The sequence below is a fragment of the Stenotrophomonas sp. GW821-FHT09E08 genome (assembly GCF_059416125.1).
Window position 1 is genome coordinate 85,268 of the sequence record NZ_JBWKOO010000001.1, and the last position, 17,560, is coordinate 102,827.

The following is a 17,560-nucleotide window of genomic DNA, read 5'->3' on the forward strand; positions in this document are numbered from 1 at the left end:
CGCGAATGCGGCAAGTCGTCGCCGTCACACCATGGCCGTCACGCATCGGCGAAACTAGTCGTGTGAACGTTGATCGTCCTCCCCCGCTCCGTCCTTCCGTACTGCGCCTGCGAGGCCGGCGGTGAGCGCCGCCTTCCCGCCCAGCTGGTATGCCGCCAGCCTGCCCGAACCACCCGCACTGCCCCCACTGCAGGGCGACGTGCAGGCCGATGTCGCGGTGCTTGGCGCCGGCTACACCGGCCTGACCGCCGCGCTGGAGCTGGCCGCGGGTGGACAGCGCGTAGTGGTGCTGGAGGCGCAGCGGATCGGCTGGGGCGCGTCCGGCCGCAACGGCGGCCAGGCACTGGTCGGCTATGGTTGCGAGGTGGACGAACTGGAGCGCCAGCTCGGCCGCGACGACGCGCGCCACCTGTTCGACTGGTCACGCGACGCGGTGCAGGCGATGCGCGCACGCATCGATCGCCATGGCATCAACTGTCATTGGGTGCAAGGCCACGCCAGCGTCGCGATCCGCGAACGCCATGAGCGCGACCTGCGGGCCAACTGCGAGCATCTGCAACGCCACTACGACTACCCCATGCAGTGGTGGGACCGTGATGCCCTGCGCGCACAACTGGACAGCCCGCGCTACCGCGCAGCGATGTTCGATCCGTTCAGCGCGCACCTGCAGCCCCTGGCCTATGCCCGCGGACTGGCCGATGCAGCGCGCGCCGCTGGCGTGGTGATCCACGAGAACTCCCCAGTGACCCGCGTGCAGCGCGGACCGCAGCCTGCCCTGCATACCGCTCAGGGCAGCGTGCGCGCTGCGCATCTGGTGGTGGCCGGCAACGCCTGGCTGCAGGGCCTGCTACCTGAGCTGGAGCGGCGGATCATGCCGGTCGGCACCTATATCGGTGCCAGCGAACCGCTGGGTGCTGAACGCGCCCGGGCGCTGATTGGCAACAATATGGCCGTGGCCGACACCGCTTGGGCACTGGATTACTTCCGTCTCAGCCACGACCACCGGCTGCTGTTTGGCGGCCGCGCCAGCTACTCGGCCCTGCCCCCACCCGGCCTGCGCGGCGTGATGCAGCGGCGCATGCACCAGGTGTTCCCGCAGCTGGCCGACGTGGCCCTGGACCAGGTCTGGGGCGGTTACGTGGACATCACCCGCAACCGCGCCCCGCACTGGGGCCGGCTGGATGGCAACCTGTACTTCGCACAGGGCTTCTCCGGCCATGGCGTGGCCTCCGCCGGGCTGGCCGGCGAGGTGATCGCCGCCGCGATTGCCGGCCAGAGTGAGCGCCTTGACGTGTTCCAGCGCCTGCGGCATGCCCCCTTCCCCGGCGGCCGGCTGCTGCGCACACCGCTGCTGGTGGCGGCGATGTCCTGGTACAAATTGCGGGATGCGCTGTGGTAGCGGGACCCTTCCCAACCACATAATCAGGGCAGGAGCTGGGGGAGCACGTGGATGCAGTGGTGGAAGGACGGCCTGCTGGTGAGGATACGGGTCAGCCCCGAGGGGCTGGCGCTGGCGCTGATCTATGCCCTCGCGTGCTGGGGCGCGCGCAAGCTGTCGCTGGATCAATTCTTCCTGCCTGCCGGCGTGCGGGTGGCAGCACTGCTGTTGTGCCCGCCCCGTCTTTGGCCCTACCTGCTGATTGGTGAATACGCCTACTTCGCGCATCTGCGCATCCCCCTGATCAGCAAATACAACCTGACCTGGGTGATCCTGGCCTCGGTGTTCCTGATGCCCGCCGTGATGCTGATCGTGCGCCTGCACCGGAAGCTGCTTGCGCGCACCACGATCCTCGGCGTGATCTCCATCGCGGTATGCGCTGCGACGATCATCAGCCTGCTCAACCTGGGAATCTCGTACCTGCTCTGGGAGCCCTTGCATAACGCGACATTTCTCACCAACGTGTTGCGCTATGCGCTGGGCGACTTCACCGGCATCCTGATCCTCGCGCCTCTGGCGTTGCTGTGGATCCGCCGCGCCGAGGAAAAATGGACGGCCCGGTCTGTTGCTGCTGTGGCAGGAGCACTCGCAGCCATGCTGGTCGTTGGCCTGCAGGCGACTCCGGTACCTGCCTCGATCACGGCGCCTGGCTCGCTGCAGTTGTTGTTGATCCTGCCTATTCCCGCAATCGCCCTGACCTGCCTGCTGGGATGGCGCGGTGCGGCCATCGGTGTCGCCGCCGTGAACACCATTCTTGGTCTGAGCGCCCCCGCCGACCATCCGACGGCATTCGACCCGGCCACTTTCGCTACCCAGCAGGCCATGGCCATCGCCAGCATCGCCCTGCTGCTGCTGGGTGCGCGCATCACCCACTTCCAGAACCAGCACCGGTTGCGCGAGGAAGATGGCAGAGCGGCCCTGCAGCTCGCACGGAATTCGCATCTGGCCAGCGAGATGGACCTGCGTGAGCGCGCGGCCCATCTGCGCCAGCTGGGCGATGGCATGGATCTTTCACTGAATGAAATGGTGAACTGGCTGCATGCGCAGGGTCATCACGCTGTGGCCGACAGCCTGCGGCATACCTCGGAGGTACATTCGCGCCTGTTCCGGGCACAGGCCAGCATGATCTATCCCGCTGCTCTGGAACGGCTGGGCTTGTACGTGGCCTTGCAGGCGGGTGGAGTGCGTGAGGCGTGGAATGCCACGCATCGAATCGGGCAACCCAGGTTGATGGGTGATCCCTGCGCGCTGGGAGTCGGCCTGCAGCTTGCGGCCTACCGGCTCGTGGTTGACGCGGTATCACTCCTACTGAGATGCGAATCCGGACAGATTTCGGTCAGTATTCGCTGCGGATATTTCGCCCGAAAGTCGGGTGTATTCATCTGCGTAGCCCTCGTGGGTCGGAACGAATCTTTGGGAATCCGGACCACGGAACTGGCAAATGAGCAGTTGCTGGGCCGAATTCTTGTGCATGGTGGCCACATGGTCGTGAGTGGCAACAGACTCAGGATCGTGTTGACGGAAGCGCCGGGAGATTCCAGCCAAGAGAGCGCTACCGAAGCTTTGGGGGGACTTACACGCTCCATCGATCCAGGTGCTCCGCGGGCCGCGACCTGACACCCCCATAGAAACGAGATGCAGATCACTACTCGAGGGTGATCTTTGTTCGGCGCACCCCTTGCTCCCCGCCAAGGCGGTCCAGCTCGTGTGATTGCGCCCCCGAGCTTCTATGGATACTGTCACCCAATGGCGCGTTCAAACAAGCAATGGGGCCGCCGCCATGTCACGAGCAATGGAGGCTTGGGTTGAATTGGTGGAAGAGGGGAATTGAACTGACGTTCCGCGTGCGGCCCTTGGGGCTGGCGATTGCCGCGATGTACGCGATTACTTGTTGGGCCGCTTGGCGGGTCTCGCTGGACCAGTTTTACCTGCCTGCCGGCATCCGTGTAGCAGCTTTGCTTGTGTGTCCACCTCGCCTCTGGCCCTACCTGCTTATTGGTGAATACGCGTACTTCGCAAAACTGCGGTACCCGTTGATAGATGAGTATGGGCTGGCATGGGTAATCCTGGGTTCGGCATTCCTGCTGCCAGCCGTTGCTCTGGTTGTGTATGCGCATCGAAAATTCATGACTGCCAGGGCAGATGGATGGCTGCTTTCGGTCGCAGTGTCAGCCGCCGTGATTGCCACCGCCCTGAAGCTTGGACTGTCTCACCTGCTTTCAGAGAACCCTTCAAGCGTGCCGGTTGCGACAAGGGCTGTACGCTTCGTCCTTGGTGACTACATCGCCATCCTGACGGTTGCGCCACTGGCAGTTCTCTGGAGCAGGCGCCATGCAATGGACGAATGGGGACGCTGGCGCTCTCCTCCAACAGTCGCCGCTCTTGCAGTAATGCTGGGGCTGGGTCTGATTACCGCAATGGCCCCGGGCTTGTCGGATGCAAGCAAGACAAGTCTGCAGTTGACCATGGCGCTGCCAGTGATCGTGTTGACATGTATTCATGGCTGGCAGGGAGCAGCCATTGGCGTTCCCCTGTTGAACATTCTCATTGCAGTGGTTACTCCTACATCCGGCCTCCTTGGCTCATACGATGAGCGAACCTTCACAACACAGCAGCTGATTGCCATTGCAGGCACCGGGCTGCTGGCACTCGGCTCACGCATCAGCCGGCACTATCATCAGCGGGGGCGTAGAGACGTAGACGGGAACCAGGCCGCTCGACTATCAAGGTCCGCTCATATGGCGAGCGAAATGGATCTACGGGAGCGTGCCCTGGACCTCAGGAGAATCGCGGACGGCATTGAAGCCTCCTTGAGCAGGACAGCCGACCTGTTGAAGACACATGGCCATCACTCTCCGGCACTGGATCTACTTCTCACATCCACCGCACATTCCCGCCAGTTCCGCGAATTGACCAGCATGGTCTATCCGACCGAGGTCGAGCACGTTGGTCTCTACCTGGCCCTGCAGGTCAGCGGCATTCGTGAAAGCTGGAATCAGACACACAGGGTCACATCTCCCTTCCTGACCGGGGATCCCTGCAAACTGAGTATTGCCTTGCAGCTGGCGGCCTACCGCACTCTCACCGAGGCTGTCTCATTGCTGCTCAAGCAGGAACAAGGACAGATCCAGATACGTGCTCGTTGCGGGAAACTGAAAGGTCAACAAGGAATTTTGCTCAGAATCGCACTGCTGGACCCTGATCGCGATCTGCTCGTCGACACAACAAGGCTGGCTGTTGAACGTCTGAGCTCCCGCGCACAAGCCTATGGAGGGAAAGTGCACTGCGAAGGGAACTGCGTACGTGTGCTGCTCTTGGAGACAGCAGCCGGCAGCGCGCAAAGCAGCATGCAGGCTGCCTGGACAAGCCGAGCGGACATAGCCTGACTGTCGCCAGCCACTAGAACGGAAGGCCCGGATGATCAGAGCATGGCAGGAGCCGCCCCCCGGCTCCTGCTTCTTCGATATGCGCAATCGTGGCGCCAACGAAAGTGTCCTCAGCCTGCGGTACCCACAGACTCGACGACCCATACAGCGCTCGCACCTTCTCCATAGACAACCAACGAGAACTGAGCACTCTGGAACACCACGCGTCGGACAACCCTCTCGGGCAAACTCAGTCGATGCGAAGGCAAAGATACCTTTGCGGCACTCTTACCAGCCGGCAGCGTCCAGAACGTGGCGTCGACATTTCCCACGATCAGCACGACCTGACCCGAGAGATCATTCACTTGGTAGTAACTGATCCCATCACGCTCGAACCCATAGACAAGCCAGTTTGGGTTCAAACTCAGATTCGTGGCTTCCGGCAGAGATTCTCCCAGACCGCTCCGAGCCATATGAATTCCGTTGTCGCCACTGGGGCAACACGCTGATGCGCTGAAAGCGGACACAGAAAGCAGGACAGCGGCAGGAAGCAACACTCGCAATTCAGAAAATCTCACGCTCACCCCCATGGATGGTTGGAAAGACAGCTCCAGGCAATTCCGTTTCGCCACCCCACGACTGGACGGCGCTCGACCTCGCTTGAAGGGTTCCTTCGTTCGACGCAGTCGTGTCCAAGACACCAGTAGGGGTGGTGCGACCCAGCATAACCATGCCGCACTGTGAGCGCCATGAAGGCAGCCTTCGAACCTGACTCTATCGTCCCAAAGATAACCGATGCACTGCTCCGAACCACGCAGGGCAGATATGTCCACAAGCGAGGGCTCCGGCTAAAGTTACGCCCGAAACCGCCGCTATCCGTGCCGAGCCCTCCTTCGTGAGCCACCGCATCATGCCCGTCCTGCCGCAGGCCGCCGTCGATGGCGACCTGGCCGATCCGTTGCCACAGCGGATCCTGCTGGTCGAAAATTCCCGTGCCTTTACCGGCATGCTGCGCGAAGCCATCGAGCAACGCCTGGAACTGCCGGTGGTGATCGCCTCCACCCTGGCCGAGGCAGACCGCCTGCTCAGCGAAGGGGGCGGCTGGTTCCTGGTGCTGACCGGGCTGGTATTGGCCGATGGCGACCGCGACACGGTGGTCGAGTTCTTCCTCAAGCGTGACCTGCCCACCGTGGTGGTCAGCGGCGTGTATGACGAGGACCTGCGCAAGCGCGTGCTGCAGCAGCAGATCATCGACTACGTGCTGAAGAACACCCCCGGCAGCATCGACTACCTGGTGTGGCTGGTGCAGCGGCTGGAACGCAACCGCCGCATCGCCGCGCTGGTGGTGGACGATTCGCCCTCCGCGCGTGGCTATGCCGCCGCCCTGCTGCGCATGTACGGCCATGAGGTGCATGAAGCCGCCGACGGCAACGAGGGCCTGGCCGCGATCGAGGCGCATCCGGCAATCCGCCTGGCGGTGGTCGATCAGGAAATGCCCGGCATGCAGGGCGTGGAATTCACCCGCCGCCTGCGCACCCTGCGCTCGCGCGACAAGGTGGCGGTGATCGGCATCTCCGGCAACACCGACGCCTCGCTGATCCCGCGCTTCCTGAAGAACGGTGCCAATGACTTCCTGCGCAAGCCATTCTCGCGCGAAGAGTTCTTCTGCCGCGTCTCCCAGAACGTGGACCAGCTGGAACTGATCGGCACCCTGCAGGATCTGGCCACCCGCGACTTCCTTACCGGCCTGCCCAACCGCCGCTGCTTCCTGGAACAAAGCCAGCGCCAGTTGCCGCAGCTGCAGCTGCATGGCCAGTGCGTGGCGGTGGCGATGATCGACATCGATCATTTCAAGCACATCAACGACACCCACGGCCACGAGGCCGGCGATGATGCGCTGCGCGCGGTGGCCGGTGCAGTGGCCGCGCACGCGCGCAGCCAGGACCTGATCGCACGCTTCGGTGGCGAGGAGTTCTGCCTGCTGGTGCCGGACATGGAACAGGAGGAGGCACTGCAGTACTTCGAGGAACTGCGTCAGCGCATTGCCGCACTGGAAGTGGACATCGGCACCGCCACCCTGCGCATGACGGTCAGCATCGGCCTGTGCTGCCTGCGCCCGCAGCGTGATGCACTGCACCGGCTGATCTCCGAGGCCGACCGCCAGCTGTACCTGGCCAAGGCCGGTGGCCGCAACCGGGTCACCTGCACCACGGTGGCCAGCCAGCTGCGCCCGCGCGAGCCCGCCCTGCCCTGACCGGCCTGTTTTGATCCAGATCAACGCCGCCCAGGCGCGGCGGCCCTACAGTCGGCCCCGACATACGCATGAAGGGGAGCCGGGGATGGCACTACTGGTCTGGCAGGACGATCTGAACATCGGCATCGATGTGATCGATCAGCAACATCGCCGCATCATCGAGATGCTCAACCACCTGCACGTGGCACAGACCAGCATGCAGCGTGCGGCGGTGGGTGAAGTGATCGACGAGGTGGTGGACTACACCATGTCGCACTTCGCATTCGAAGAAGAACTGATGGAGGAAGCGGGCTATCCGTTCTGTGCCGCGCACAAGCGCGTGCATGAGGTCTTCATCAAGCGGGTATCGGAATACCGCACGCGCTTCCAGGCCGGCGAAGACATCAGTGACGAGCTGCGCACCATGCTCTCGCGCTGGCTGTTCAATCACATCCGCGGCGATGACCAGGCCTATGCCGAACAGGTCAAGGCGCACCTGAACCAGTTCGCCCGCGAACACCAGGGCGGCGGTTGGCTGGGGCGCACGCTCAAGCGCTTCTTTGGTTGAGCCTCAGGGCGCGCCGATGCAGCGCGATCAGCGCGCACAGGGTCGCCACCGCGGTCAGGCACAGGTAGTAGCCCACCGCGACCAGGCCGAAGCGTTCGGCCAGCCAGGTGGCCAGGTACGGCGCCGGCGCCGCACCAAGGATGCCGGCCAGGTTGAACGACAACGAGGCACCGGTGTAGCGCACTTCCACAGGGTAGATCTCGGCCAGGAAGGTGCCGCAGGGGCCGTAGGTCAGGCCCATCAGGAACAGGCCCAGGCACAGGAAACCGGTGACCAGCCACGGGCTGTGCGGCTGGAACAGCGGCGCGAACAGTACGCCGAAACCGATGATCAGCAGACTGGCGACGATCATCGTGCGGCGCGTGCCCCAGCGGTCGCCATAGCGTGCCGACAGCGGAATGCCCAGCGCGAAGAACAGCATGCCGGCCATCTGCATCAGCAGGAACTGCTCACGGCTGTAGCCGAGCACCGCCGTGCCATGGCCAAGGCTGAACACCGTCATCAGGTAGAACAGCACGAAGGTGGCGAACGCACCCAGCGTGCCCAGCAGCATTGGCACGGCGTGGTCGCGCAGGACGATCCACATCGGCAGGCGCACCGGCGCCTTGCGCTCCAGCGCCTGCTTGAAATCGGGCGTCTCGTGGATGTTCAGGCGCACCCACAGGCCGAGGCCGACCAGCAACGCGCTGGCCACGAACGGAATGCGCCAGCCCCATTGCAGGAAGTCGTCCTGGCTCAGGCAGCGGCCCAGCACCAGGAAGATGCCGGCCGACAGCAGGAAGCCCAGCGGTGCGCCCAGCTGCGGGAACATGCCGTACCAGGCGCGCTTGCCCGGTGGTGCGTTCTCGGTGGCCAGCAGCACCGCCCCACCCCACTCGCCGCCCAGCCCCAGGCCCTGGCCGAAACGGCACAGCGCCAGCAGTGCCGGCGCCCACAGCCCAATCTGCGCATGGGTCGGCAGCAGGCCGATCAGCACCGTGGACACGCCCATGGTCAGCAACGCGGCCACCAGCGTGGCCTTGCGGCCGATGCGGTCGCCGAAGTGGCCAAACACCGCCGAGCCCACTGGGCGCGCGATGAACGCGACCGCGAAGGTCGCCAGTGATTGCAGCAGCGCCGCCTGATCACTGCTGTCCGGGAAGAACAGGTGCGGGAACACCAGCACCGCGGCCGTGGCGTAGATGTAGAAATCGAAGAACTCGATGGTGGTGCCGATCAGGCTGGCCAGCAGGACACGGCGGGGGGAATTCACGGGCGGTGCGGCAGCGGTGATCGTCGACATCGGCAACACGGGTAACGGCGGATCGCCCGATTCTGCCACGGGCCGGTGGCCGCACGGGGCGATGGTTTCAGCCGACACCGATGCCAACGGAATTTTTCGGGCCGCCCGCTAGGCTGCGCCACCGGTCCCTGCATGGATGCTTTGCCGATGACTGCAGTCGCACTGTCGTGGTCCGATTCGCCGAAGCTGCCGCGCATGGCGGCATGGCTGGTGGTGCTGCTGGTGCATGGGTTGATCGCAGTGTGGCTGCTGGGCAGTGGCAGGATGACGCTGCGCAGCGACGAAGGCGCCAGGATGACGTTGTACTGGCTGCCACCGAAGCAGCCCGTGCCTGCGCAACCGCACCCGGCGCAGCCCACCGCAGAGGCAGCGCGCCCGGCCGCATCGACAGCGCCACGCCCGCCCCCGGCGGCACCTAACGATGCCAGCACACCCGCGTTCGAGGAATCGCCTGCAATGGCGCCACTGATGCTGGACCTGCCTGCGGGCAGCATCAATGGCGGCGACGGCATCAGCGCAGCGGGCGTGGCGCCGCGCCTGATCGGTCGGCGCGAGGTCCATCCCGCGTTCGCGCCGCGCCGCAATTACTTCCGGATCCGTCGGCAGATGACCCCCGAGCAGATCGTGCATGGCGTGGCACAGCTGCTGGGTTTGTGGCCACCGGGGTACATCGTCGACCCGTGCGAGCTGGGCAAGCAGGACATGGACTATTTCCAGAACGCCGTCGAAGAAGCCGACCGCGACGTGCTGCGTGCGGCAGTGCTGCAGGTGAGCGCCCGCTGCCGGTAGCTCGACAGCTGTATGCTTTATGTAGAGCCGAGCAGCCGCATCGTTACAACTGGATCCAGGTAGCCTTGATCTCGCTGTACTTGTCGAACGCATGCAGAGACTTGTCACGGCCGTTGCCGGACTGCTTGTAGCCGCCGAACGGTGCGGTCATGTCCCCGCCGTCCCAGCCATTCACCCATACACTACCGGCGCGCAGCTGGCGCGCGACCCGATGGGCGCGACCCAGGTCACGCGTCCACAGTCCGGCGGCCAGGCCGTAGCGGCTGTCATTGGCCACGCGCACCGCTTCGGCCTCGTCCTCGAAACCGAGCACGGCCAACACCGGCCCGAACACTTCCTCGCGTGCCAATGCCTGCTCCGGCCGCACCTGGTCGAACACGGTGGGCTGCACGTAGCAACCACCCGCCTCGACCTCGGCACGATGGCCTCCCAGCAACAGCCGGGCACCCTCGCCTTCGGCCCGCGCGATGTCGGCCAGCACCTTGTCCACGTGCGCGGCATCGACCAGCGCGCCCATCGGTGCATCGGGCTCCAGTGGATGACGCGGCTGCATGTGCTGGCCATAAGCGATCACCTGGTGCACGAAGTCCTCGCGGATCGAGCGTTGCACCAGCAGCCGCGAACCGGCGGTACAGACTTCGCCCTGGTTGAAGAAGATGCCCTGCGCCACGCCCTTCGCCGCTGCATCGAGGTCGGGCGCGTCGGCGAACACCACGTGCGGGCTCTTGCCGCCGCATTCCAGCCAGACCCGCTTGAGATTGGACCGGCCTGAGTACTCCAGCAGCTTGGCGCCAGTGGCAGTGGAGCCGGTGAACGCCAGCACGTCCACGTCCATGTGCAGGGCCAGCGGTTCGCCGACGCGCGCACCCTGGCCCGGCAGCACGTTCAGCACACCCTCGGGCAGGCCCGCTTCGGCGGCCAGCGCCGCCAGCCGCAACGCACTCAGCGGCGACCGCTCGGAAGGCTTGAGCACGACCGAGTTGCCCATCGCCAGTGCCGGCGCGATCTTCCAGCAGGCCATCAGCAGCGGGAAATTCCACGGCACGATGGCGGCCACCACGCCGGCAGCCTCGCGCGTGACCAGGCCCAGCTCGTGCGGGCCGGTGGGCGCGATTTCGCCATACAGCTTGTCCACGGCTTCGGCGGTCCAGGTCAGGCAGCGCACCACGCCGGGCAAGTCGATACGGCGGGCGTCACGCACCGGCTTGCCCATGTCCAGGGTTTCCAGCAGGGCCAGTTCATCGGCGTGCGTTTCCACCAATGCCGCCAGCGCCAGCAGCACGCGCTTGCGATGCGCCGGGCTCGCCTGCGACCAGTGGCCCACATCGAAGCTGCGCCGCGCGGCGAGTACCGCGCGTTCGACATCCTGCGCGTCGCAGTCGGCGACCGCGCCCAGCACGCGACCGTCGATCGGGCTGATGCAGTCGAAGCGGGCGCCGCTGGCGGCATCGACATAGCGGCCGTCGATGAAGGCCTGGCCCGGCATCGACAGCTGGAGGACCAGCGCCTGCCAATGGCTGCGGTCGGGGAAATCGGCCATGGGAAGCTCCAACATTCAACGAGCCTTGGTTATACCGGGGCCGCCGCGACTCCGCCGTGACGCAGCTGCGCTACATTCATCGCATCGGACCCGATGGAGCTGGCATGAAGCGTCCCGAAAGCGACCTGCACGACCTGGCCACCCAGCGCCCCGAGTCACTGGACGCGTACTGGATGCCGTTCACCGCCAACCGCCAGTACAAGGCCGCACCGCGCATGCTGGTACGGGCCGAAGGCATGCACTACGAGGACGTCGACGGCCGCCAGATCCTCGACGGCACCGCCGGCCTGTGGTGCTGCAATGCCGGCCACGCGCGGCCGCACATCGTCAACGCCATCGTCGAGCAGGCGCGTACCCTGGATTACTCGCCCGCGTTCCAGATGGGGTCGCCGCCGGCATTCGCGCTGGCACAGCGGCTGGCGGCATTGGCGCCGCCTCCGCTCAACCATGTGTTCTTCACCAGTTCCGGCTCCGAGGCGGTGGATACCGCGATGAAGATCGTGCTGGCCTACCACCGCCAGCGCGGCGAGGGCCAGCGCACCCGTTTCATCAGCCGCGAGAAGGCTTACCACGGGGTGGGCTTCGGCGGCATGGCGCTGAGTGGGCTGCCCAACAACCGCAAAGCGTTCGGCCTGCAGCTGGGTGGTGTGGACTACCTGCGGCACACCCTGGACCTGCCGCGCAATGCGTTCAGCAAGGGCCTGCCGCGCCAGGGCGCGGAGCTGGCCGACGACCTGGAACGGCTGATCGCCCTGCACGATGCCTCGACCATCGCGGCGGTGTTCGTTGAACCCATCGCCGGATCTGCCGGGGTGATCCTGCCCGCGCCGGGCTACCTGCAGCGCCTGCGCGAGCTCTGCGACCACCACGGCATCCTGCTGGTGTTCGACGAGGTCATCACCGGTTTCGGCCGGGTCGGCATGCCCTTCGCCGCGCAGCGCTTCGGGGTCACTCCGGACCTGCTGACCTTCGCCAAGGCGGTCAGCAACGGCGCGGTGCCACTGGGCGGCGTGCTGGTCAGCGATGCCGTGCATGCGGCCCTGATGCAGGCGCCGCCGCAGGCCATCGAGCTGTTCCATGGCTACACCAACTCTGGCCATCCACTGGCCTGCGCGGCGGCGCTGGCCACGCTGGACGTCTACGCGGAAGAACGCCTGTTCGAGCGTGCCATCGAGCTGGGCGAGTACTGGCAGGAGCGGCTGCATGCCCTGCAGGCCCTGCCCAACGTGATCGATATCCGCAACTTCGGGCTGGTCGGTGCGGTCGAACTGGCGCCGCGCCGGGATGCGCCGGGCAGCCGCGGCTACGAGGTGTTCCGGCGCTGCTTCCACGACGGACGGCTGCTGGTGCGCTGTACCGGCGACATCATTGCGCTGTCGCCGCCGCTGATCGTGGACAAGGCGCAGATCGACCAGATCACCGGCACCCTGGGCGAGATGATCCGGGCCACCGCCTGAGCCCGGGCCGGCAGCGTCGAGCGGGTACAATGGTCGGTTCCGCTCCTGCTCGTTGCCGTGCCCATGGATATCGTCGTCAAAGAAGAACTCAAGGCCTACATCGACCCGCTGACCGCGGACGAACATGACGCGCTGGAGCGCAGCATCCTGGCCGAGGGCTGCCGCGATGCGCTGGTGCTGTGGGGTGATGTGCTGGTCGATGGCCACAACCGTTTCGGCATCTGCCAGAAGCATGGCCTGCCCTTCAATACCGTGCAGAACACCCGCTTCCAGAGCATGGAAGACGTGCACCTGTGGATGATCGAGCAGCACCTGGGCCGCCGGAGCGTGTCCGACTTCCAGCGCGGCGTGCTGGCGCTGCGCAAGCGCGACATCCTGGCCGCCCGCAAGCACGTCGAGCAGGCCCAGCTGCAGCGCGAGAGCGACGGCACCGCCGAGGCGGTCGAGGAGACCGGTGAGGACAGCCCGCCGTGGGAACCGGCGCCGAAGATCAGCCGTGCCGAGTTGGCGCGCGAGGCCAAGCTGAGCACCAGCCAGGTCGGCATGATCGAACGCATCCACGCCCAGGCCGCGGCCGAGGTAGTGGAAGCGGTGAAGGCAGGCGTGATCTCGATCAGCGCCGCCGCTGCCGTGGCGGACCTGCCCGAAGACGAACAGCGCGCCGCTGCCGCTGGTGGCAAGGACGAGCTGAAGCAGGCCGCCAAGCGCGTGCGCGAGTCCAAGCGCAAGCCGCGCGCACCGAAGCCGGAAGCAGCCGAGATGGACTTCGAGGAAGCGGACGAGGAGCAGATCGCCAGCCGCGACGCCGAGGTGCTGTCGGCACTGGAGCAGCTTGGCGAGGATGCCCCGGCGCTGCGCCGCCGCGTGGTCGCGCTGACCCGCGAGAACGACACCCTGCGCGCGCAGCTGGCCGCGCTGCGCAAGCAGCTCGAAGCGCTCTGAAGCAACGGGTAGTGCCGGCCGCTGGCCGGCAACCCCATGAACGTACCGGGTGCGTTGCGGATGCCGGCCAGCGGCCGGCACTACCAGATGCTCATGCCGTGCCGGTTAGACTTCCGCCATGACGCCTGCCAACGATCCGCGCCGCGCACAGCTGCGGCGCCTGAAAGCCCTCGCGCTGGGCCTGCTGCTGTTGATGCTGGCCGGTTTCGCGGTCAGCCACTGGCAGGGCGAGCGCGGCATCTGGGCCTGGGTTTCGGCCTTCTGCGAAGCAGCAGCCGTAGGCGCACTGGCCGACTGGTTCGCGGTCGTTGCCCTGTTCCGGCGGCCGATGGGCCTGCCGATCCCGCATACGGCAATCATCCCGCGCAGCAAGGAACGCATCGGCGACAGCCTCGCCCTGTTCGTGCGCGACCAGTTCCTGGAACCGCAGGTGCTGCTGGCCAAGCTGCAGGTGTTCGATCCGGCCAGCCGCCTCGGCAGTTGGCTGGCCGATCCGGCGCGCTCGCGGATGCTGGCCGACATGGCCCGCGGCTGGGCGCTGCAGGCGCTGGACTTCTTCGACGAAGCCGCCGTGCGCCGGCAGCTCCATGCGTTCGTGGTGCAGCAGCTGCGGCAGTGGAATGCCGCCTCAACCGCCGGTGAGCTGCTGGCCCTGCTGACCGCCGATGGCCGCCACCAGCGCGTGCTGGACGAGGGCCTGCAGCGCCTGGGCCGCTGGCTGGAGCAGCCGGAAGTGAAGGAGCGCGCCTCGCAGCTGATCGTGCGCTACATCCAGCGCGAATGGCCGACATTGTCGAGCACGGTGAACTGGGTCAAGCCGATCGACGAGATCGGCGACAGCCTGGCCGAGCGACTGGCGCGTGCGGTGCTGGAAGAACTGCAGCAGGTGCTGGCCGAGCCGCAGCATCCGTTGCGCCAGGACTACGAGAGCTGGCTGCAGAACTACGTGCAGCGCCTGCGCGAGGACCCGGCCCTGGCCGAACGCGTCGAACAGCTCAAGCAGGAAATGATCGATCACCCGGCCCTGCAGGACTACGTGCTGGGTCTGTGGGCGCGCATCCACGCCAGCCTGCGCAGCGACCTGCAGCGCGAAGACTCGGCGCTGGTCGGCCACCTGCAGCGCAGCCTCGCCTCGCTGGGCAGCAGCCTGCAGGCCGACCCGGCCCTGCGCGAGGCGCTCAACCAGCATCTGCTGGAGGGCGCACAGCGCCTCACCGGCCGCCTGCGCGAAGGCGTGACCGCGCACATCGCGCAGACCGTGAAGAGCTGGGACGAGCGGCATCTGGTCGAACAGCTGGAACTGAGCGTGGGCCGCGACCTGCAGTTCATCCGCTTCAACGGCACTCTGGTGGGCGGCCTGATCGGCCTGCTGCTGCACGCAGCGACGGTGGTGTTCAGGTTCTAGGCGCCCGTGCGGTAGTCGATCCCCGCCCTGCGCAAAGGCCGGAATTCATCACGCTTGATTAACGAAATGCGAATGCCTATCATTTGCCGATCGGTTGTACGCTTAGCCAAGCGGGGCACGGAAGCACGCACCCACCCGCCCCTTCGCCCGTGTACATCCCCCGACTACCGGGTCGCCCGCACTACACGGGTGGCGCACCGTCGATGGGACTCGCTGGGCGACGTGCGCGGAGCGCACGGCTGCTGCGTCTGCGCATTCCATCGCTTGTTTCGTCCTGCATGGAATCGCACCGATGGCAATGCCGCTGAACCACCCTCGTCCCACTCTGCTGGCCCTGGCCGTGACCGCACTGATGATCGCCCCGCTGGCCCACGCCGACGGCACTGCCGATCCTTCCGCGCGCACGCTGGATACGGTCCAGGTCACCGCTGACGGCGATATCGTCGACAGCTATACGGTCAAGCGTGCCAGCACGGCCACCAAGCTCGGCCTGTCGCTGCGCCAGACGCCGCAGTCGATGACCGTGGTCACCCGCCAGCGCCTGGACGACATGGGCCTGTTCTCGCTGTCCGATGTGATGGGCCAGGTCACCGGCGTGGCGGTATCGGTCACCGACAGCGAGCGCATCAACTATGTCTCGCGCGGCTACAACATCACCAATTTCCAGGTCGATGGGATGCTCAACACCTTCGGTGGGTACATCAAGACCAACACCGACAGCGTGATCTATGACCGCATCGAAGTGGTGCGCGGCGCAACCGGCCTGACCACCGGTGCCGGCGATCCGTCCGGCACCATCAACTTCGTGCGCAAGCGTCCTACCGACAGCTTCCAGATGAGCGCCAACCTGACCCTCGGGCGTTGGGGCAACCAGCGCCTGGAAGCCGACCTCGGTGGCCCGGTTGCGCTCGACGGCCGCATCCGCGCGCGCGTGGTGGCGGCCAAACAGCAGAGCGACTCGTTCCGCGATGTCTACAAACTGGACAAGGACGTGTTCTACGGCATCGTCCAGGCCGACATTACCGACACGACCCTGCTCGAGGCCGGCTACGAATACCAGTCGCCGCGCACCACAGGCGTGACCTGGGGCGTGGTGCCGTACTGGGGGTCCGACGGCCAGCCCGCCAACCTGCCGCGCTCGACCAACCTGTCCGCCCGCTGGAGCAGTTGGCCAATCATCGAAAAGAGCGCATTCGCACGCCTTGAGCAGCAGTTGGGCAACGGCTGGACCGCTAAGGCCGCCTATACCCGCTCCAAGCGCGAAACCGACGGTGCGGTGTGGTACGGGGCCTCCGGCTACCCGAATGCCGATGGCAGCGGCATCAGCGCCTTCGTCGGCAGCTTCGGCGAGAACGGCGACATGCAGGTATTCGACTTCAACGTTGGCGGTCCGTTCCGGCTGTTCGGCCGCGAACATGAGCTGGTGCTCGGTTTCGGCCAATCGGTGCGCAAGGGTGACGTGCCTGCCACCGACACCGCTGCCTACCCGGACAGCTACACCCGTGTACCGGATTGGCACCGCTGGAACGGCGACGTCGCGCCGCTGCAGGTCACCCGCCTGGGCTATCTGGCTTCTGAAGACGAACTGCGCCAGCGCGCGGCCTATCTGGCGACGCGCCTGCAGCTGGCCGATCCGTTGACCGCGGTGCTCGGCGCGCGCTACGGCAGCTGGGAAACGCGCACCTGGAACTACACCCATGACGCCGCCGGTCGCCTGACCGATACGCGTCGCGGCGGCTACAAGCCGGACGACTCGCTCACTCCGTACGCCGGCTTCATCTACGACTTCAACCGCTACTTCAGCGGCTACGTCAGCTACACCGACATCTTCCAGCCGCAGAACTACCGTGACCGGGACAACAACTACCTCGAACCGGTGGTCGGTGACATGTGGGAGGCCGGCGTCAAGGCCGAGTTCTTCGACGGTCTGCTGAATGCTTCCGCGGCCGTGTTCAAGGGCCAGAAGGACAACGTTGCCGAGCTCGACGACTCGGTGCCGGAAAACTCGCTGCCGGGTGGGGTCAGTGCCTACCGCTCCACCGGCAAGGGCAACAAGGTCAAGGGCTGGGAGATCGAAGCACAAGGCAGCCTTGGTGAGAACTGGAACCTGGCGGCCGGCTTCACCCACACCGTCAGCCGCAATGCGCAGGGCGTGCGCCAGAACACCGTCATCCCGGTCGATCTGTTCCGCCTCAACGCCAGCTGGCGACCGGGCGGCGCTGAAGGCCGCTTCTGGCTGGGCGGAGGCGCCACCTGGCAGAGCGGTATCTGGAGCCTGAGCAACAAGCCGCGTGCGGATTTCCTGACCAGCGGCAAGCGCGACCGCGTGGCAATCGAACAGGGCGACATCTACCTGCTCAACCTGTCGGCGGGCTATCGCTTCAACGAGAACTTCACCGCGCAGGTAAACGTGAACAACCTGCTGGACAAGAAGTATTACAACCGCGTCGGTTTCTATGACGGCGTGTTCTGGGGCGAGCCACGCAATGTCACCGTGACACTGCGCTGGAAGCTCTGACCCTCGATGGATGGCACCGGTTC

12 protein-coding genes are annotated in these 17,560 nt (G+C 65.8%); 10 read left to right on the forward strand and 2 right to left on the reverse strand.

Annotation, left to right across the window (positions count from 1 at the left end; genetic code table 11):
- The first annotated feature begins 121 nt into the window (after positions 1–121).
- The 5 genes from AC07M7_RS00480 to AC07M7_RS00500 all read left to right on the forward strand — a co-directional run bounded on the left by AC07M7_RS00480 (position 122) and on the right by AC07M7_RS00500 (position 7,604).
- Positions 122–1,399, forward strand: a complete 1,278-nt coding sequence (locus tag AC07M7_RS00480) for an NAD(P)/FAD-dependent oxidoreductase (protein WP_317233344.1) — start codon at positions 122–124, stop codon at positions 1,397–1,399.
- 51 nt (positions 1,400–1,450) lie between these two features.
- Positions 1,451–3,055, forward strand: coding sequence for an MASE1 domain-containing protein (locus tag AC07M7_RS00485; RefSeq protein WP_046984960.1), 1,605 nt, complete (start codon positions 1,451–1,453; stop codon positions 3,053–3,055).
- Positions 3,056–3,243: 188 nt separating this feature from the next.
- On the forward strand, positions 3,244–4,824 hold the full coding sequence (locus AC07M7_RS00490; RefSeq protein WP_495206522.1) for an MASE1 domain-containing protein: 1,581 nt from the start codon (positions 3,244–3,246) through the stop codon (positions 4,822–4,824).
- Between the two features lie 889 nt (positions 4,825–5,713).
- On the forward strand, positions 5,714–7,057 hold the full coding sequence (locus AC07M7_RS00495; protein WP_046984966.1) for a diguanylate cyclase: 1,344 nt from the start codon (positions 5,714–5,716) through the stop codon (positions 7,055–7,057).
- Between the two features lie 85 nt (positions 7,058–7,142).
- Positions 7,143–7,604, forward strand: a complete 462-nt coding sequence (locus AC07M7_RS00500; RefSeq protein ID WP_495206523.1) for a bacteriohemerythrin — start codon at positions 7,143–7,145, stop codon at positions 7,602–7,604.
- Here the strand turns inward: AC07M7_RS00500 and AC07M7_RS00505 are convergent.
- Complete coding sequence (locus tag AC07M7_RS00505; protein ID WP_253079633.1) at positions 7,585–8,886, reverse strand: MFS transporter; 1,302 nt, start codon at positions 8,884–8,886, stop codon at positions 7,585–7,587. The two genes, AC07M7_RS00500 and AC07M7_RS00505, sit on opposite strands and share 20 nt — an antisense overlap.
- A gap of 147 nt (positions 8,887–9,033) precedes the next feature.
- Between AC07M7_RS00505 and AC07M7_RS00510 the strand changes: the two genes are divergently transcribed.
- Positions 9,034–9,675 (forward strand): hypothetical protein, encoded by a 642-nt coding sequence (locus AC07M7_RS00510; protein ID WP_426353894.1) that lies wholly within the window; start codon positions 9,034–9,036, stop codon positions 9,673–9,675.
- Positions 9,676–9,718: 43 nt separating this feature from the next.
- Here AC07M7_RS00510 and AC07M7_RS00515 read toward each other — a convergent pair whose 3' ends face one another.
- Positions 9,719–11,215, reverse strand: coding sequence for an aldehyde dehydrogenase (locus AC07M7_RS00515; RefSeq protein WP_136638792.1), 1,497 nt, complete (start codon positions 11,213–11,215; stop codon positions 9,719–9,721).
- A 104-nt stretch (positions 11,216–11,319) separates the two neighbouring features.
- Here AC07M7_RS00515 and aptA point away from each other — a divergent pair, with 104 nt between their 5' ends.
- The 4 genes from aptA to AC07M7_RS00535 all read left to right on the forward strand — a co-directional run bounded on the left by aptA (position 11,320) and on the right by AC07M7_RS00535 (position 17,537).
- Positions 11,320–12,672: an omega-aminotransferase AptA gene (aptA, locus tag AC07M7_RS00520; RefSeq protein ID WP_495206524.1), complete on the forward strand. Its 1,353-nt coding sequence runs from the start codon at positions 11,320–11,322 to the stop codon at positions 12,670–12,672.
- Positions 12,673–12,735: 63 nt separating this feature from the next.
- Entirely contained in the window at positions 12,736–13,614 is an 879-nt protein-coding gene (locus AC07M7_RS00525) for a plasmid replication/partition related protein (protein WP_046984954.1), read from the forward strand.
- Positions 13,615–13,732: 118 nt separating this feature from the next.
- Positions 13,733–15,019: a DUF445 domain-containing protein gene (locus AC07M7_RS00530; RefSeq protein ID WP_495206525.1), complete on the forward strand. Its 1,287-nt coding sequence runs from the start codon at positions 13,733–13,735 to the stop codon at positions 15,017–15,019.
- Between the two features lie 292 nt (positions 15,020–15,311).
- Positions 15,312–17,537 carry a TonB-dependent siderophore receptor gene (locus AC07M7_RS00535; protein WP_426353898.1) on the forward strand — a complete coding sequence of 742 codons (2,226 nt, stop codon included), beginning with the start codon at positions 15,312–15,314 and terminating at the stop codon, positions 17,535–17,537.
- Positions 17,538–17,560: the final 23 nt, after the last annotated feature.